Raw genomic sequence first — 16,300 nt, 5'->3', positions numbered from 1 at the left:
GATGGCCATGCCGCTGCGCCAGTCCATCAGGGTCGGGACCTATCTTCTCGAACAGAAGCTCCGCAAGCGTGAGAAGTTCCCGCTGATCGTCGAGCTGGAGCCGCTCTACGCCTGCAACCTGGCCTGTGAGGGCTGCGGAAAGATCCAGCATCCGGCCGGGGTGCTCAAGCAGCGCATGCCGGTCGCCCAGGCGGTCGGCGCCGTGCTGGAGTCCGGCGCGCCGATGGTGTCCATCGCGGGCGGCGAGCCCTTGATGCACCCGCAGATCCACGAGATCGTCCGGCAGTTGGTGGCGAGGCGGAAGTACGTATTCCTCTGCACCAATGCGATGCTCCTGCGCAAGAAGATCGAGAAGTTCACCCCTTCCCCGTATTTCGCCTTCGCCGTGCACATCGACGGCCTGCGCGAGCGCCACGACGAGTCCGTGGCCAAGGAAGGCGTCTTCGACGAGGCGGTCGCGGCCATCAAGGAGGCGAAGAAGCGCGGGTTCCGGGTGACCACCAACTCCACCTTCTTCAACACGGACACCCCGCAGACGATCATCGAGGTGCTCAACTACCTCAACGACGACCTGCAGGTCGACGAGATGATGATCTCGCCCGCCTACGCCTACGAAAAGGCCCCCGACCAGGAACACTTCCTCGGCGTCGAACAGACGCGGGAACTCTTCAGGAAGGCCTTCGCGGGCGGCAACCGGCGGCGCTGGCGGCTCAATCACTCGCCGCTCTTCCTGGACTTCCTGGAAGGGAAAGCCGATTTCCCCTGCACGGCCTGGGCCATTCCGAATTACTCCCTCTTCGGCTGGCAGCGCCCCTGCTATCTGATGAGCGACGGCTACGTACCGACGTACCGGGAGCTGATCAACGACACCGACTGGAGCAAGTACGGCCGCGGAAAGGACCCGCGCTGCGCGAACTGCATGGCGCACTGCGGCTACGAGCCCACCGCCGTCCTCGCCACCATGGGCTCCCTCAAGGAATCCCTGCGAGCGGCCCGGGAGACGATCGGCGGCAACCGGGACGCGTCGGCATGACCCCGGCGGAGGAAGGAGCGGGCGCCCGGGGCAAGGGCTTCGACCTCGGCGCCCTGCTCGCCGCGCGCGGAGGGGAGCGGTACGAGCTGCACGCCCGGCACCTCAACCACCAACTGCCCCGGATGCTGCACACCATCGGCTTCGACAAGGTCTACGAGCGGGCCGAGGGCGCCCATTTCTGGGACGCCGAGGGCAACGACTACCTGGACATGCTGGCCGGCTTCGGGGTGATGGGCCTGGGCCGCCACCACCCGGTCGTCCGCCGGGCCCTGCACGACGTCCTGGACGCGCAGCTCGCCGACCTCACCCGCTTCGACTGCCAGCCGCTGCCGGGGCTGCTGGCCGAGAAGCTGCTCTCGTACAGTCCGCACCTGGACCGGGTCTTCTTCGGCAACAGCGGCACCGAGGCGGTGGAGACGGCCCTGAAGTTCGCCCGGTTCGCCACCGGGCGGCCCAGGATCCTCTACTGCGACCACGCCTTCCACGGCCTGACCACGGGCTCGTTGTCGGTGAACGGGGAGGGCGGGTTCCGCGACGGCTTCGCCCCCCTGCTCCCGGACACGAAGATCGCCCTGGGTGACCTGGGAGCCCTGGAGCGGGAGCTCCGCAAGGGCGACGTCGCCGCCTTCGTCGTGGAGCCGATCCAGGGCAAGGGGGTACTGGAGGCCCCGCCCGGGTTCCTGCTCGCCGCGCAGGAACTGCTGCACCGGCACAAGGCGCTGCTGATCGCGGACGAGGTGCAGACCGGCCTCGGACGTACCGGGGACTTCTACGCGTACCAGCACGAGCCGGGCGTGGAACCGGACCTGGTGTGCGTGGCCAAGGCGCTGTCGGGCGGCTACGTGCCGGTCGGCGCGACCCTGGGCAAGGACTGGATCTTCAAGAAGGTCTACTCGTCCATGGACCGGGTGCTCGTCCACTCCGCGAGCTTCGGGTCCAACGCGCAGGCGATGGCGGCCGGGCTGGCGGTGCTGTCGGTCATGGAGGACGAGGAGCTCGTCGCGCACGCCCGGGCCACGGGTGACCTGCTGCGCGGGCGGCTCGCGGCCATGGTGGACGAGTACGAGCTGCTGCACGAGGTGCGGGGGCGCGGGCTGATGATCGGCATCGAGTTCGGCCGGCCGTCCTCGCTGGGGCTGCGCAGCCGGTGGACGATGCTGCAGGCGGCCCGCAAGGGGCTCTTCGCCCAGATGGTCGTGGTGCCGCTGCTCCAGAAGCACCGGATCCTCACCCAGGTCTCCGGGGACCACCTGGAGGTCATCAAGCTCATCCCGCCGCTGGTCGTGGACGAGCGGGACGTCGACCGGTTCGTCGGCGCCTTCCGCGCGGTCATGGACGAGGCGCACGGCGGGTCCGGGCTGATGTGGGACTTCGGCAGGACGCTGGTGAAGCAGGCCGTCGCCCAGCGCTGACGGCCCGCTCCGGGCGGTCTACTCCAGCAGTTGGTCGCGCAGCCGGCCGAGGGTCTCGGGCTTCAGCCCGAGGCCCTCCGCCAGGTAGGGGTCCACCCCGCCCCAGGTCTCGTCGATGGTCTCGAACGCGGCGACCAGGTACTCGGCACGGGCGTCGAAGAGCGGCGCGAGGAGCTCCATCACCTCGGGGGAGCGGGCCTCGTCGGACGCGCCGCTGCGGCGCACCCGGTAGCGGCGGTGCGGGGCGTTTGACTCCAGGTAGTCCGCCACGATCGCCTCGCGCCCGACGCCCAGCGCGAGCAGGGTCACGGCGATCGACAGGCCGGCCCGGTCCTTGCCGGCCGCGCAGTGCAGGAGGGCGGGGACGCTGTCCTCGGCGAGCGCGTGCACGACCCGGCTGTGCTCGGCGGTGCGCTGCTCGATGATCCTGCGGTACGAGTTCGTCATCCGGGCCGCGGCCTTGCCGTCGCCCAGGATCGCGCGCAGCTGCCCGAGGTCGCCGTCGCGCACCAGCCGCCAGAACTCCCGGCCGTCGGCCGGATCCGAGAGCGGGATGTTCACGTTCCGTACGCCGGGCAGTTCCACGTCCGGCCCCTCCAGCGCGTGGTCGGCGCCGTTGCGGAAGTCGAAGACGGTGTGGAGGCCGAGCGAGGCGAGGAACTCTGCATCGGTTTCGGTGGCATGTGCGAGATGTCCGCTTCGGAAGAGTCGTCCCGTCCTGACCCTTCGTCCATCAGAAGTCGGCAATCCGCCCACATCACGGAAATTGCGCACTCCGGTCAGCTCCGGCTCCTGTATCTGCTGGGTCACGTGAGCTCCTCCGCTTTCTGGTGAGACATCTGTCCGAATTGAGCTGGTTGGCGCCAACTTGCCATATCCGGAGGCGAGATCGGGCACGTCCCCGTGAGCCAGATCATACGGTGACCGTGAGTGCCTGATCGCGAATGCCGAATGGCCCCGTCAGGGGGGTTGTTGACGGCGGGTAATGGACGGAGGGTGACCGGAATTTCGCCGATTCCCCATCCCTGTGATTCCGTCAGGAAATTCGTGGCTTGTTCCCTGCTGGCGCAAGGGATTACCTTCGCGATCGATCCGGGTGGATCGCCGAATCCTGCCGCCGCCCGGAAACCGCACCCGACCATTCGTGCGGCAGGAGCGGGGGAACCAGGTAAGCCGCTGTTCCGGAGATCTTTTCGCCGGGACGGCTCGGGGTGAAGACGTACATGTGCCGTTCATGTACGTCCGGACATCTCCAGTCCGAACCCGACAGCTCACCTCGCAGGCGCCGGAGAGGAATTCGCCATGCCTGCAAAGGGTAAGCACCGCCGACCCAAGTCCCTTTCGATATCGCGCGGTTTCGCCGTCGCAGGCACCGGCGGCGCGGCCCTCGCGCTGCCGCTGATCGGCGCGGCCGGCGCCCACGCGGGCGGCTCGCCGGCCGCCGCGACCGCGGTGGCCCCCGCGGTGGCCCCGCAGCTCCCCGTAGCACTGCAGGCCGCGCCCGCCGCCGCCGTGCAGAGCGCGCCGAGCGTCTACACGGTCGTGCCGGGCGACTACCTCTCCAAGATCGCCGCCGAGCGGCACCTGTCCGGCGGCTGGGAACAGCTGTACGCCGACAACCGCGAGGCGGTCGGCGCCAACCCGTCGCTGATCCACCCCGGCCTGAAGCTGAACCTCGGCGGTGCGGCCGAGGCGGCTCCGGTGGAATCCGCTCCCGAGGCCGCTCCCGAGGCCGAGGCCGCTCCGCAGTCCGCCCCCGAGGCGGCGCCGAAGGCGGCTCCCAAGGCGGCTCCCAAGGCGGCCCCGAAGCCGGCCGCGAAGGCCCCCGCGCGGCCGGACCCCGCCGCCGAGGCTCCCGCCGGGCAGCAGTCGGCCTCCGGCTTCGTCGCCCCGCTCGGCGGCGGCATCTCCACCCAGTACAAGGTCGCGGGCAGCATGTGGTCCTCCGGTTACCACACCGGCGTCGACTTCATCGCGAGCTCCGGTACCACCGTCAAGGCCGTCGGCGCGGGCACCGTGGTCTCCGCCGGCTGGAGCGGTGCGTACGGCAACGAGGTCGTCATCCGGCACGCGGACGGCAAGTACTCCCAGTACGCCCACCTGTCCCAGTTGTCCGTCTCCTCCGGCCAGAGCGTCACCGCCGGCCAGACCCTCGGCCTCTCCGGCTCCACGGGCAACTCCACCGGCCCGCACCTCCACTTCGAGATCCGCACGGGCCCCTCGTACGGCTCCGACATCGACCCGCTGGCCTACCTCCGCTCCAAGGGCGTGAGCATCTGACGGCACCCGCCGTCGGAGCACGGACACGCGTGAGGCCGGGACCCGAGGGGGGTCCCGGCCTCATGTGTACTTATTCCTTATCCCCCACGTGGTAGAGATCACGGTCCGTCAACCCCTCATTACGTTGGCGTAGGTTGGTTACGGGAGTGAAGGATGGTGTCCCGTGGCAGCGACGACGACCAAACTCAAGACCATCGGCTCGTACGCGGCGATCGGGGACAGCTTCACCGAAGGCGTGGGGGACCCGGGACCCGGGGATTCGCATCTCGGCTGGGCGGACCGGCTCGCCGTACTCCTGGCCGATCAGCGCGACGAGCACGACTTCCGTTATGCGAATCTGGCGGTGCGCGGGAAGCTCCTCGACCAGATCGTGGCCGACCAGCTTCCGAGAGCCAAGGCCCTCGCACCGGACCTGGTCAGCTTCTGCGCGGGCGGCAACGACATCATCCGGCCCGGCAGCGACCCGGACCACGTGGCGGAACGGTTCGAGGCGGCCGTGGCCGACCTCGCCGGCGCGGTCGGCCAGGTCATGATCACGACCGGCTTCGACACCCGGGGCGTGCCGGTCCTCAAGCACCTCCGGGGCAAGGTGGCGACGTACAGCGCGCACGTGCGCGCCATCGCCGACCGCTACGACTGCCCGGTGCTCGACCTCTGGTCGCTGAAATCCGTACAGGACCGGCGGGCGTGGGACATGGACCGGCTGCACCTCTCGCCCGAGGGGCACACGCGGGTCGCGCTGCGGGCGGCGCAGGTGCTCGGGCTGGACGTGCCGACCGATCCCGACCAGCCGTGGCCGCCGCAGCGGCCGCGCGGCTCGGTGGACGTGACCCGCGACAACATCCAGTGGGCCCGCGACCACCTCGTGCCGTGGATCGGCCGGCGGCTGCGCGGGGAGTCCTCCGGGGACCACGTCGAGGCGAAGCGGCCCGACCTGCTGCCGCTGTAGACGGAAGGGGACGGGGCGGTAAGCGGAATCCTTCGGGGCCGGTGTGCGTTGGGATGGTCGTAGAGAGACGACCACCCCTTATTCCATCCTCCCTGGAGGCGCTTTGACCGGCTCCCGTCCCCTGCGTCCCCGGCTGCGCGCCCTGCGGCCCGAAGCCTTCGGCGCGGACCCGTCCGGTGCCCGGCTGGACCGCATCCGCCGCTCGCCGAACTTCGCCGACGGCGTCTTCCAGAACCCGGTCGGGGCCCGGAACAGGCCCTCGGGGTCGATGGCGGAGTTCGCCAAGATCTACTTCCACCGGGAGCAGCGGGTACGGCGCAGTCCGGCCGCGCCCATTCCCGTGTACCCGACGACCCTCGCGGAGCTGGCGAAGCCGCCCGTGAGCGGTCTGCGGCTGACCTGGATGGGCCACTCCAGCGTGCTCGCGGAGATCGACGGCCGCCGCGTGCTGTTCGACCCGGTGTGGGGCGATCGCTGCTCCCCCTTTCCCTTCGCCGGCCCCAAGCGGCTGCACCCGGTGCCGGTCCCGCTGGCCTCGCTGGGCGAGGTCGACGTCGTGGTGATCTCGCACGACCACTACGACCACCTCGACCTGCCCACCATCAAGGCCCTGGCCGGTACGGACACGGTCTTCGCCGTCCCGCTGGGCGTGGGCGCGCACCTGGAGCGCTGGGGCGTGTCCGCCGACCGGCTGCGCGAGCTGGACTGGAACGAGAGCACCAAGATCGCCGGGCTCTCGCTGACGGCCACCCCCGCCCGGCACTTCTGCGGACGCGGCCTGCGCAATCAGCAGCACACCCTGTGGGCCTCCTGGGTCGTCGCGGGCGACGAGCACCGGATCTACCACAGCGGGGACACCGGGTACTTCCCCGGCTTCCACGAGATCGGCGCCGAGCACGGGCCCTTCGACGCCACGATGATCCAGATCGGGGCGTACTCGGAATACTGGCCCGACATCCACATGACCCCCGAGGAAGGCATGCGCGCCCACCTCGACCTGCAGGGCGGCACCGCGCACGGCACGATGCTGCCGATCCACTGGGGCACCTTCAACCTGGCCCTGCACCCGTGGGACGAGCCGGGCGAGGGCACGCTGTCCGCCGCCGAGGGCGCCGGCGCGGCCATCGCGCTGCCGATCCCGGGCCAGCCGTTCGAGCCGGGGTCCAGCGAGGCTCCGGCCAAACCCTGGTGGCGGCCGTTCGTCGCGGGCGGCGCGGCCATCGCCCCGGCCGTGACCCCGGGCCCCGTCACCGCGGAGCGGCCGGAGGCCGTGATCCGCGAGGAACCCGAGGCCGTCGGGTCCTGACGTACCGCCGCCCGCCGCGGGCCCGGGGCGGACGGCGGCGCCACCCCGGGGGGCGAGGGCGCGAGGCGGGCGGCTGTCCCCGCCCGGGAGCGCCCGGCGCATTCGGGCTGCTGTGCGAGCGCTCCACCGGGAGCGGGAAGCACCCCCTCGAAGTTCCCCAACTGGCGTTCCGGGGTGGGACGACGGGGTCTAGCGTGGGTATCCGGTGATCAACACCGGGCCCCGGGAACGCTGGGGGCCGGGCCCCACGTACCGAGGACGCCGATGTCCGGACCCCGCGCCGCCCGCCACGCCCCGTCGAGACACGCCGTCACCGGTCCCGGCCGGCAGATGCGCCCCCAGCTGGTGCGCGCGGCCGTCCTGCCCACGCTCGCCGCCGCGCTCAGCGGCGCCGCCGCGGTGATCTTCACCCTCCAGCTCGGAGGGGGCGCGGGCGACCGCGACGCCCGGCTGTGGCCGGTGCTCGCCGGCTGCGCCCTGCTCGTGGTCGGCGCCCTCGCCGCGGCCCTGCTCGGGGCCCAGCGCGCCGCCAAGGCCGTACGGGACCGGTGCGAGGCGCTGCGCCGCTCCAGCGTGCGCGGCCGCCAGGAGCTGCGCACCGCCGCCGACCGGCTGGAGAGGGGCGAGACCCCGCCCCGCCCGGTGCGGGGCGGTCCGGCGCCCGGCGGCGACCCGGCCGGGGTGGACGAGTTCTGGCTGCTCTCCCAGGAGCTGCGCGGCGCCCGCGAACAGGCGCACGCCACCCTCGTACGGCTGGCCGGCCCGGTCACCCCGTCCGACAGCGAGCGCAAGGTCGAGGTCTTCGTCAACCTCGCGCGTCGCCTGCAGTCCCTGGTGCACCGGGAGATCTCGCTCCTCGACGACCTCGAGGACACGGTCGAGGACCCGGACCTGCTCAAGGAGCTCTTCCACGTCGACCACCTCGCCACCCGGATCCGCCGGCACGCCGAGAACCTCGCCGTGCTGGGCGGGGCGGCCTCCCGCCGCCAGTGGACCCGGCCGATCGAGCTGAGCGAGGTCCTGCGCTCCTCGGTCGCGGAGGTCGAGCAGTACACCCGGGTCAAGGTCGTGCCCCCGGCCGGCGGCAGCGTCCGCGGGCACGCCGTCGCCGACGTGGTGCACCTGCTGGCCGAACTGGTCGAGAACGCCACGGTGTTCTCCGCCCCCGACACCGATGTGGTGCTGCGCGCCGAGCGGGTCACCGCGGGGATCGCGGTCGAGGTGGAGGACCGGGGGCTGGGCATGCCGGTGGAGGAACAGCACCGGATGAACGCCCTGCTCGGCGACCCCGACCAGATCAGCGTCCGGCACCTGCTGGCGGACGGGCGGATCGGGCTGTTCGTCGTCTCGGCGCTGGCCCGCCGGCACGGGATCGCCGTCGAGCTCAAGTCCAACATCTACGGTGGCGTGCTCGCCGTGCTCGTCCTGCCGCAGGAGCTGCTGGGCGCCGAGGGGCCGAGCGCCGCCGACGCGGCGGGTGGCTCCCGGTCCACCTCGTGGGGCACGGGCGAGGCCCCGTCGATCCCCCACCTGGAACCGGTCCCCGTGCCGGTGCCCTGGCAGCCGGCCCCGCAGCGCGGCCCCACCCCGCCGGGCCCGGCCCCGCGCCCTTACGCCGGCTCCGGCTCCGCAGCCTCCCCCCTGCCCGCGCCCCGGACCGGCTCCGAGACCCCGCCCGCTCCCGCGCCGCGATGCGTTCCGCCGTCTCCCGCCGCCCCCACGACCGCTCCGGTTCCCGCCCCCTGGGCCGACGCCCCGGCCACGACCGGCCCCGCTCCGCGAGCCGGGGTTCCGGCCGGACCCGTGCCCGGTACGGCGCCGGACCCTTGGGCCGGGGCCCCGGCGGGGCCCCCGCCGGGGCCGGAGGCCGGGTCCTGGCCCGGGCCTGCGCCCGGGGTCGGGCCGTTGATGTGGCTGGAGGGCGCTCCACGGCCCGGGGTTCCGGCCGAGCCCTGGGCCGGCGCCCCGGCCGGGCCCCTGCCGGGGCCGGGGGCCGGGTTCTGGTCCGCGCCCGAGCCCGGGGACGAAGCAGCCGCGCGCGTCGGGTTCCCCACATCTGCCGAGCCCGCGACCGCGCCCGCGACCGAGCCCGCGACCGAGCCCGAGCCCAAGCCCGAGCCCGCGACCGGGGCCGCAGCCCCCTTGGCACCTGCGCCGACCCCTCCTGCCCGGGCGGGGGACACGGATTCCGCCGCGCCCGTGACCGGGACGGTGGCCGAGTCCTGGGCCGGAGTCCCGGTCCTGCCGGGGCGAGGGGGGCCGTCGGCCTCCGGCGCGGCCGGGGGCGCGGCGCTGCCCGCTCAGCGGGTCGGCGAGATGGGTGAGGGGGAGCCGTGGGCCGACGGCCCGGGCCTGCCCGGCGAGCCCGGGGACGAGGAGGAGCGGCCCGCGCTGCCCCGGCGGCGGGCGCAGCAGCATCTGGCGCCGCAGCTGCGCGAGGCGCCCGTACCCCGGCCGGCCACGGACGCCGAGCAGCCGCTGCACGATCCGGGCCTGATGGCCGCCTTCCAACGGGGCTTCGGCCTCGCCCAGTCGGAGAACCAGCTATGACCCCGACACCCCACCTCAGCAAGGAGCACACCCCCATGGGCGGCGAAGTGGCGACGAAGACCGGCAGCCGGCTCTCGGACCTCGACTGGCTGCTCAGCGGCCTGGTGCAGCGCGTGCCGTACACGCGCAGCGCCGTACTCCTCACCGCCGACGGGCTCGTCACCTGCGTGCACGGCCTGGACGCCGACAGCGCCGACCACCTGGCGGCCCTCGCGTCCGGCCTGTACTCGCTGGGCCGCAGCGCCGGCTCCCGCTTCGGGGACGGCGCCGAGGTGCGGCAGGTCGTCGTCGAGCTCGACACCGCGCTCGTCTTCGTCTCCGCGGCCGGATCGGGTACCTGCCTGGCCGTCCTCGCCGACCGCGAGGCCGACGCGGGCGTACTCGGCTATGAGATGGCGATGCTGGTCAAGAGCGTGCGCCCGTACCTGGCGGCCCCGCCGCGGCGGCCCACCGCCGCCCCGGAGCGATGAGGGCCCGCGGTACGGGGGCGTACGCGAAGGGGCGGGACACGCCGTGGCTCGACGACTCGGCGGGCCGGGTGATGCGCCCGTACACCGCCAGCGGCGGGCGGACCCGGCCGGGCGTCTCGCTCGACCTGCTCTCGCTGGTGACCGCGACCGGGGTGCGCCCGCGCATCCCGCTCGGGGCCGAGCACACCCTCGTGCTGCGGCTGTGCGCGGGCGCCGCAGCGGTCACCGTCGCCGAGGTGGCCGGGCAGCTGCGGCTGCCGGCCGCGGTGGTGAAGGTGCTGCTGTCCGACCTGATGGAACACGGGGCCGTCATGGTGCAGGCGCCGAGGTTCCCCGGTATCGGCGGCGACGCGTTCGCCGCCACCGACCAGACACTGCTGAGGGCGGTGCTCGATGGACTGCGCAAACGACTGTGAAGTCCCCGCGCCCGCCCCCGCGACCCTGAAGATCCTGGTCGCGGGCGGTTTCGGCGCGGGCAAGACCACCTTCGTGGGCGCGGTGAGCGAGATCGAGCCGCTGAGCACCGAGGAACTGCTCAGCGACCTCAGCGCCGCCGCCGACCCGCTGCACGGCGTCGAGGCGAAGACCACCACGACCGTCGCCCTCGACTTCGGCCGGATCACCCTGGACGAGCGCCACGTGCTCTACCTCTTCGGCACGCCCGGACAGCACCGCTTCTGGTTCCTGTGGGAGGAGCTGTGCGCGGGCGCGCTCGGGGCGGTGGTGCTCGCCGACACCCGCCGCCTCGCCGACTGCTTCCCCGCCGTGGACTTCTTCGAGCGGCGCGGGATCGGCTTCATCGTCGCCGTCAACGAGTTCGACGAAGCCCACCGCTACACGACCGACGAGGTCCGCGAAGCGGTGGGGCTCGGGCCCGAGGTGCCCGTCGTACGGTGCGACGCGCGCCTGACCAGTTCCGGTACGGGGACGCTGGCCGCCCTCGTCCGGCACCTCCTGTGCATGTCCACAGGCACCGGCACAGCCACTGCGACAGCCAGCTGATCGTCTTCGGAGTCGGGGGAACCGCCATGACGTACTACGAATCGACCGGACACCTGCTGCTCACGCCCGTGGACCGGGAGGCACCCGCGCGCGTCGTCCGGCTGCGCGAGCTGGGTCTGGGGGAGCGGACGGACGCCGAACTGGACGCCTTCGCGCGGCGGGTCGCCGACGTGCTCGACGCCCCGTACGCGGGGGTCAACTTCGTCGGTGAGGAACGGCAGTTCTTCGCCGGGCTGCACCACGCGGCCGAGGCCCCGGCCCGCGGGTACCCGGCGCGGGTCCTGGCCCGCGACCACGGCTACTGCCCGCACGTGGTGGTCCGGCGGCGTGCGCTGGTACTGGAGGACGTACGGGACTTCGCGCGCTTCGCGGGCAACGCGGTCGTGGACGAGAGCGGGGTGCGCTCGTACGCCGGAGCGCCGCTGACGGACCGGCGCGGGATCGTCCTCGGCACGGTGTGCGCGGTGGACGTGGTGCCGCGGCGGTGGGGGACGGAGGGGCTCGCCAGGGTCAAGGCGCTGGCCGCGGAGCTGGTGGCGCTGGTGCACGAACGCGAGGACCGGGCGGAGGCGCGCGCGGCGGACCGGCGGGGGTGAGGGCCATGGTCGGCGGCGGGGGCTACGGTCGTCGGACGAGGGTTGACCGGTGGCTGGAGAGGAGTCTCGGGGATGGCCACGACCGCGCAGGACGTCCGCCTGATCGCGCTGTCGCTCCCGGACAGCAGCGAAAAGCTCGCCTGGGGCATGCCGACCTTCCGGGTGGGCGGGAAGATCTTCGTCGCGCTGGCCGACGACGACACCTCGATCGGGGTGAAATGCCCCAAGGAGGACCGGGCCGAGCTGATCGCGGCGGAGCCGGAGAAGTTCTTCATGCGTCCGGGCCACGACGACAACTACGCCTGGATCCGGGTCCGCCTGGAAGCCCTGCGGGACACGGCCGAGCTGCGTTCGGTGCTCACCGACTCCTGGCTCCAGGCGGCCCCGAAGCGTCTGGTCGCGGCCCATCCGGAGCTGTCCGGCGACGCGGACTGAGCGCGCGGCGCCGCCGTACGGGGGCGGGGACCGGTGGCCGCGGCGGCCGCGGGCCCCGTGGAACCGGTAGCGGAAAAGGTGCGCGCGACCACCCACAGAAATGCGGTATCGTTCTCATGCGCGTTCGGCCAGGGGAAACCCCAGGTCAGCGGGTATCGGGACGTGGCGCAGCTTGGTAGCGCACTTGACTGGGGGTCAAGGGGTCGCAGGTTCAAATCCTGTCGTCCCGACTCGAAAGAGTCGCAGATCAGGGGCCGTTTCAGAGCAATCTGAAACGGCCCCTGATCGTTTTCCGGGGACCTTTCGGGCGGGCGGATGACGGAAGCCCCCGACTGTCAAGTGGAGACACCGCCACGGCAGGTCAGGCGGCCCCCCGAACCCCCTCGCAAGGAGCATCCCCATGGCACGCACCTGGACCCGGCTGGTCCTGCTGTCCGCCTCGACCGCCCTGGCCGCGGGCGGCGCCACGCTCTCCTCCAGTGCCATCGCCGCCCCGGCGACGCCGCATCCCGGCAGCATCACCACGGCCGCGGTTTCCGCGGACGGCGGTTCGACCGTCCGCCCCGGATCCGGCCACGTCGTCCGCCCCCGGGTCCGCACCTACCGGCGCATGGCGTACAGGTGGGGGACCGGTCACCGCTCCTGGTGGTCAGCGGCCCTCGGTATCCGGCGACACCGTGCCCGCCCCTCCCGGGGCGGGCACGGTGTTCTCGTGCACGGCCTAGTGCGGACGCGACATCGCCGGGTGCCTGACCTGCGCGCCGGTTGCGGTCGCGGGGGCGGGCAGCTTGGTCAGGTTGGCGCTGATCATCGACGCCGCGCGGCCCACGGCCTCGCCCAGCGGGGCGATCTGTTTGCCGTCCAGGGCGGTCGCCGCCACGGCGGCCACCACCTGGCCCGATGCGGAGAACACCGGGGCCGCCACGCACGACAGCGTGCTCACGCACTGTCCGTACTCGAAGGCGAGACCCCGCTCCTGGGCTCGTGTGACCTCGCGGGTCCACGTCGGCTTCGTCCACCCCTTGGGCAGCTCGGCCGACGGGCTGGACGCCGCGAGGATCAGCTCCGCCGCGCTCCCGGGCGGCAGGACGGTGCCGGAGTGCAGCGGGAAGACCTCGTCCACCTCGCCCCGCATGCCCCCGACGATGATCGTGTGTCCCGCCTCGGGCACCGACAGGCTGAGACTCAGCCGGCCGCTCACGGCCGCGAGTTCGCGCAGCGGCCGGGCCGAGGCCGCGCGCAGCAGGCGCGCGGGGTGCCAGGCCTGTCCCAGGCGGAACGTGCGCGGCCCGAGCCGGTAGCGGCCCGAGCGGCTCTGCACCGCGCCGAGTGCGACCAGCTGCCCCAGTAACCGGTGGGCCGTGGCTTTCGGCAGTTCGGCGTCGGTCGCCAGGCGGGTCAGGCCGACTTCCTCGCCGTGTGCGAGCACTTCCATGAGGGCGAACGCACCCTCCAGTACACCCCGCCCCTCTGCGCCGGATCTGGCCATGAGCGAGCCCCCTTTCGCACGGAGCCCATCGGTCGGATGGGTCCGTAACTCCCCGTTCGTCCCGGCTCATCAGCGAGAACCGTGGTGTCGCCCTCCGCTTCCGCCGGTCCGTTGAACGGACCCGATCATTGCCCGTGTGTTGCGAACGCGCCAGTGTGTTGTCGCCCGGGGACGAAACGTTTCGGTGTCACACAGGCAACCGGGCGTTCGTCCCACAGCCGACGAAACAAGGAGGATCCGATGAGCGCGATCAAGACCAGCGCCAAGCAGTTCAAGTACGTCATGGGTGCCATGACGGCCGTCTTCTTCGGCAACTGCTCTGCCAGCTGACGCTGTTTCGGGGGGTGGGGGCGGCACGTCGCCCCCACCCCTTTTCTTGACGCCTTAGGGAGGCACGAGTGCTGGAAACCGGTGTCCGGCAGGTCCGGGTGGCGATGGCCATGGTGTTCGGCCGGCGGCTGAACGTCCGGGCCGTGGAGCGGCTCGTCGCCGACGCCCTCGCCACACTGGAGGAGTTCGGCTCGCTCGGCGACGACGTCGACGAACTGGCCGACGGACCGTTCGCCGACCCGGACGAGCGCCGCGACCTGCAGAACCGCGCACTCCAGCGGACCGTCAACCGACTCGCCAAGCGCTCCCCCTTCTACCGCGAACGCCTCGCCGGCATCGACCTCGACGGGCTGACCACCGAGACGCTCACCCGGATCCCGGTCACCCGCAAGGCCGACCTGATCGAGCGCCCCGCCGACTTCCTGTGCAGCACGCCCTACCTGGCGACCCAGACGACCGGCACCACCGGCCGGCCCGTGCAGATGTGGCTCTCCCGCTACGAGATGGAGCTCTGGCCCGCGCTGATCGCCCTGTCCGTCGTGCTGCGCGGCGACATCCGCCCCGGCGACCGGATGCAGATCAACCTCAGCTCCCGGGCAACGGCCGCCGTCCAGGAGGACGTCGAGGTGTGCCGGATGGTCAACGCCTCGTGCCACGTGGTGGGTCAGGTCCCGCCGGAGGAGTCCGTCGAGCACCTGCTCGGCCGCAACGGCACCCGGCCCACCCTGCTCACCGGCAACCCCAGCTACCTCGCCCGGATGCTCACCGCCGCACGGCAACGCGGCTACGGGCCGGACGACTTCGGCCTGCGGGCGATCTACGCCGGCGGAGAGATCGTCTCCCCGGCCTTCGTCCGGGCCCTGCGCGAGACCTTCGGCGCCGAGACCATCGGCGACAACTTCGGCATGACCGAACTGCTGCCCGTCGGCGGTCGCACCTGCAGCCGGCGCCACCTCCACATCGACCCCAACATGGGGTACACGGAGGTGCTCGACCTGGAGACGGGCGAGCCCGCCGGGCCCGGACAGCTCGGGGAGCTCACCGTGACCCCGTACTACCCCTACCGGGAGTGCATGCCGGTCCTGCGGTACAACACCGGCGACGTGGTCCGCACCCTTGAGGGCGAACCGGACTGCGAACTCGCGGCCGTGCCCGCCGTCTCCCAGATCCTCGGCAAGGCGGGCACGCTGCTGCGCACCGCCGATTCCGTCGTGACGCCGCGCGACATCGTGGAGGCCCTGGACGGCACCCCCGGAATGCCGTGGCCCCTGCGCCACCGGGCCGCGGTCGCCGACGGCCGGCTCCACGTGGAGGTCGCCTCCCGGAACGCCACCGCGGCGGAGGTGACCGAGCGGCTGCTGGCCCGGGGCATCGACGCGCGCGTCACGGTCCTGCCGCTGGACGACGAGGAGGCCGCGCGCCGCTTCCCCCTCCGCTGCGACCTGTTGGAGCACACCTTCACCCGGAGCCACGCATGACGGTCTTCTTCCAGATCGCGGCCACCGCCGTCCTGGCACTCGCGGTCGTCGTCGGCACGATCGCCTACTTCCGCGCCGTACGCGCCGCGAGGCCGCCCGTCGGCGTCTTCAACGGCAAGGACATCGTCATGATGATGGGCTTCGTCCTGGCCCTGCCGTACGTCTACCTCGCCCTCCCCGGCGCCGTCCTCCCGGCCGTGCTCGCCCTGGTCTTCGCGGGCGGACTGTCCGTCGGCTACCAGCCCCTCATCGGCAACGGCCGGCTGCGCTGGGCGCTGATCTCCGTACTGATCGCGAGCGTACTCGTCACCCACCTGGCCTTCGGCGAGACCGCGCCGCCCTACTGGGTGGCCAACAGCTGTGTCGTCGGACTGGTCGTGGTCTCCGCCACCAACCTCAACGTCCAGGGCGGCATGCGCCTGAAGAACGTCGCGTGGTTCCTGCTCCTCCTCGCCGTCTACGACGCCTTCTTCGCCTGGGTCGTACCGCTGACCCAGGAGCTCGCCGAAGCCGTCCAGGGGTATCCGTACGCCCCGGCCGCCGGCCTGCGCATCGGCGAGGGCCTCGGCGCCGTCGTCGGCATGGGCGACCTGCTCGCCTACGCCCTCTTCACCACCACCGCCTACAAGGCGTACGCGAAGCCGGGCCTGCGGACCGGGATCGCCCTGGTGGTGCTGTTCGGAGCCGTGGCCCCCGTCGCCGCCCTGCACCTGATCGCCGCGGCCACCGGTGAAGCCCCCGGCCTCATCCCCGCCCAGGTGTTCTTCGGCCCCGCCGCCTTCATCGGCTACCTGTTCCTGAGCCGGCGCGGCCCGGAGCGGCGGATGGTCGACGTGCCGTTCCGCGGCAACCGCGCAGCGGCCGTGCAGCAGGCCCCGGTGCGCAGCGCCGAGGCCCACCCCGTGGGCTGAGCCGGTCCCGACGGCCGCCCGGGCCCGCCGGAGCACGAGCTGGCGCGGGCCCGGGACAC

At 72.6% G+C, this 16,300-nt stretch carries 15 protein-coding genes, 1 tRNA gene and 1 riboswitch; of the genes, 14 read left to right on the top strand and 2 right to left on the bottom strand.

Annotated features, from left to right (window positions below; translation table 11 throughout):
* Nucleotide 1 precedes the first annotated feature (1 nt).
* The gene (hpnH, locus tag RIU97_RS06980; RefSeq protein WP_327412467.1) at nucleotides 2-1,033 is read left to right on the top strand and encodes an adenosyl-hopene transferase HpnH; all 1,032 of its coding nucleotides are present in this window, start codon (nucleotides 2-4) and stop codon (nucleotides 1,031-1,033) included.
* Nucleotides 1,030-2,445: an aspartate aminotransferase family protein gene (locus RIU97_RS06975; RefSeq protein ID WP_404954217.1), complete on the top strand. Its 1,416-nt coding sequence runs from the start codon at nucleotides 1,030-1,032 to the stop codon at nucleotides 2,443-2,445. Before hpnH ends, RIU97_RS06975 begins: the two co-directional genes overlap by 4 nt.
* 18 nt (nucleotides 2,446-2,463) lie before the next feature.
* Here the strand turns inward: RIU97_RS06975 and RIU97_RS06970 are convergent, their stop codons facing one another.
* Nucleotides 2,464-3,255, bottom strand: a complete 792-nt coding sequence (locus RIU97_RS06970) for a tyrosine-protein phosphatase (protein WP_404954215.1) — start codon at nucleotides 3,253-3,255, stop codon at nucleotides 2,464-2,466.
* Between the two features lie 282 nt (nucleotides 3,256-3,537).
* A riboswitch (cyclic di-AMP (ydaO/yuaA leader) is annotated at nucleotides 3,538-3,743 on the top strand.
* 4 nt (nucleotides 3,744-3,747) lie between these two features.
* Here RIU97_RS06970 and RIU97_RS06965 point away from each other — a divergent pair.
* The 10 genes from RIU97_RS06965 (at nucleotide 3,748) to RIU97_RS06920 (ending at nucleotide 12,263) form a co-directional block, all read left to right on the top strand.
* The gene (locus RIU97_RS06965; RefSeq protein WP_404954213.1) at nucleotides 3,748-4,725 is read left to right on the top strand and encodes a LysM peptidoglycan-binding domain-containing M23 family metallopeptidase; all 978 of its coding nucleotides are present in this window, start codon (nucleotides 3,748-3,750) and stop codon (nucleotides 4,723-4,725) included.
* A 163-nt stretch (nucleotides 4,726-4,888) separates the two neighbouring features.
* On the top strand, nucleotides 4,889-5,674 hold the full coding sequence (locus RIU97_RS06960; RefSeq protein ID WP_404954211.1) for an SGNH/GDSL hydrolase family protein: 786 nt from the start codon (nucleotides 4,889-4,891) through the stop codon (nucleotides 5,672-5,674).
* 103 nt (nucleotides 5,675-5,777) lie between these two features.
* A complete protein-coding gene (locus RIU97_RS06955) occupies nucleotides 5,778-6,980 on the top strand; it encodes an MBL fold metallo-hydrolase (RefSeq protein WP_404954209.1) in 1,203 nt (400 codons plus the stop codon).
* 264 nt (nucleotides 6,981-7,244) lie between these two features.
* Nucleotides 7,245-9,530, top strand: a complete 2,286-nt coding sequence (locus tag RIU97_RS06950) for an ATP-binding protein (protein ID WP_404954207.1) — start codon at nucleotides 7,245-7,247, stop codon at nucleotides 9,528-9,530.
* Between the two features lie 35 nt (nucleotides 9,531-9,565).
* Nucleotides 9,566-10,000, top strand: coding sequence for a roadblock/LC7 domain-containing protein (locus RIU97_RS06945; RefSeq protein ID WP_404962777.1), 435 nt, complete (start codon nucleotides 9,566-9,568; stop codon nucleotides 9,998-10,000).
* A complete protein-coding gene (locus RIU97_RS06940) occupies nucleotides 9,997-10,416 on the top strand; it encodes a DUF742 domain-containing protein (protein ID WP_404954205.1) in 420 nt (139 codons plus the stop codon). The genes RIU97_RS06945 and RIU97_RS06940 overlap by 4 nt, the downstream gene beginning before the upstream one ends.
* Nucleotides 10,394-11,002, top strand: coding sequence for a GTP-binding protein (locus RIU97_RS06935; protein ID WP_404954203.1), 609 nt, complete (start codon nucleotides 10,394-10,396; stop codon nucleotides 11,000-11,002). Before RIU97_RS06940 ends, RIU97_RS06935 begins: the two co-directional genes overlap by 23 nt.
* 26 nt (nucleotides 11,003-11,028) lie before the next feature.
* Nucleotides 11,029-11,598: a GAF domain-containing protein gene (locus tag RIU97_RS06930; RefSeq protein WP_404954201.1), complete on the top strand. Its 570-nt coding sequence runs from the start codon at nucleotides 11,029-11,031 to the stop codon at nucleotides 11,596-11,598.
* Nucleotides 11,599-11,670: 72 nt separating this feature from the next.
* Entirely contained in the window at nucleotides 11,671-12,033 is a 363-nt protein-coding gene (locus tag RIU97_RS06925; protein ID WP_404954199.1) for an MmcQ/YjbR family DNA-binding protein, read from the top strand.
* 156 nt (nucleotides 12,034-12,189) lie between these two features.
* A tRNA-Pro gene (locus tag RIU97_RS06920) sits at nucleotides 12,190-12,263 on the top strand.
* A 491-nt stretch (nucleotides 12,264-12,754) separates the two neighbouring features.
* Here the strand turns inward: RIU97_RS06920 and RIU97_RS06915 are convergent.
* Nucleotides 12,755-13,522, bottom strand: a complete 768-nt coding sequence (locus RIU97_RS06915; protein ID WP_404954197.1) for an IclR family transcriptional regulator — start codon at nucleotides 13,520-13,522, stop codon at nucleotides 12,755-12,757.
* Nucleotides 13,523-13,920: 398 nt separating this feature from the next.
* On the opposite strand from RIU97_RS06915, the gene RIU97_RS06910 reads away from it, so the two are divergent.
* Entirely contained in the window at nucleotides 13,921-15,330 is a 1,410-nt protein-coding gene (locus RIU97_RS06910) for a phenylacetate--CoA ligase family protein (protein WP_404954195.1), read from the top strand.
* Nucleotides 15,327-16,241, top strand: coding sequence for a hypothetical protein (locus RIU97_RS06905; protein WP_404954193.1), 915 nt, complete (start codon nucleotides 15,327-15,329; stop codon nucleotides 16,239-16,241). Before RIU97_RS06910 ends, RIU97_RS06905 begins: the two co-directional genes overlap by 4 nt.
* Nucleotides 16,242-16,300: the final 59 nt, after the last annotated feature.

It is taken from the genome of Streptomyces sp. 147326, assembly GCF_045000215.1.
GTDB lineage: Bacteria > Actinomycetota > Actinomycetes > Streptomycetales > Streptomycetaceae > Streptomyces.
This window is presented reverse-complemented; position numbering and strand designations above follow the sequence as displayed.

Excerpts from the sequence above, each read along its gene's own strand:
- RIU97_RS06930 (WP_404954201.1), top strand. The coding sequence starts at position 11,029 with ATGACGTACTACGAATCGACCGGACACCTGCTGCTCACGCCCGTGGAC.
- RIU97_RS06950 (WP_404954207.1), top strand. The coding sequence starts at position 7,245 with ATGTCCGGACCCCGCGCCGCCCGCCACGCCCCGTCGAGACACGCCGTC.
- RIU97_RS06925 (WP_404954199.1), top strand. The coding sequence starts at position 11,671 with ATGGCCACGACCGCGCAGGACGTCCGCCTGATCGCGCTGTCGCTCCCG.
- RIU97_RS06975 (WP_404954217.1), top strand. The coding sequence starts at position 1,030 with ATGACCCCGGCGGAGGAAGGAGCGGGCGCCCGGGGCAAGGGCTTCGAC.
- RIU97_RS06965 (WP_404954213.1), top strand. The coding sequence starts at position 3,748 with ATGCCTGCAAAGGGTAAGCACCGCCGACCCAAGTCCCTTTCGATATCG.
- RIU97_RS06935 (WP_404954203.1), top strand. The coding sequence starts at position 10,394 with ATGGACTGCGCAAACGACTGTGAAGTCCCCGCGCCCGCCCCCGCGACC.
- RIU97_RS06915 (WP_404954197.1), bottom strand. The coding sequence starts at position 13,522 with ATGGCCAGATCCGGCGCAGAGGGGCGGGGTGTACTGGAGGGTGCGTTC.
- RIU97_RS06940 (WP_404954205.1), top strand. The coding sequence starts at position 9,997 with ATGAGGGCCCGCGGTACGGGGGCGTACGCGAAGGGGCGGGACACGCCG.
- hpnH (WP_327412467.1), top strand. The coding sequence starts at position 2 with ATGGCCATGCCGCTGCGCCAGTCCATCAGGGTCGGGACCTATCTTCTC.
- RIU97_RS06905 (WP_404954193.1), top strand. The coding sequence starts at position 15,327 with ATGACGGTCTTCTTCCAGATCGCGGCCACCGCCGTCCTGGCACTCGCG.
- RIU97_RS06945 (WP_404962777.1), top strand. The coding sequence starts at position 9,566 with ATGGGCGGCGAAGTGGCGACGAAGACCGGCAGCCGGCTCTCGGACCTC.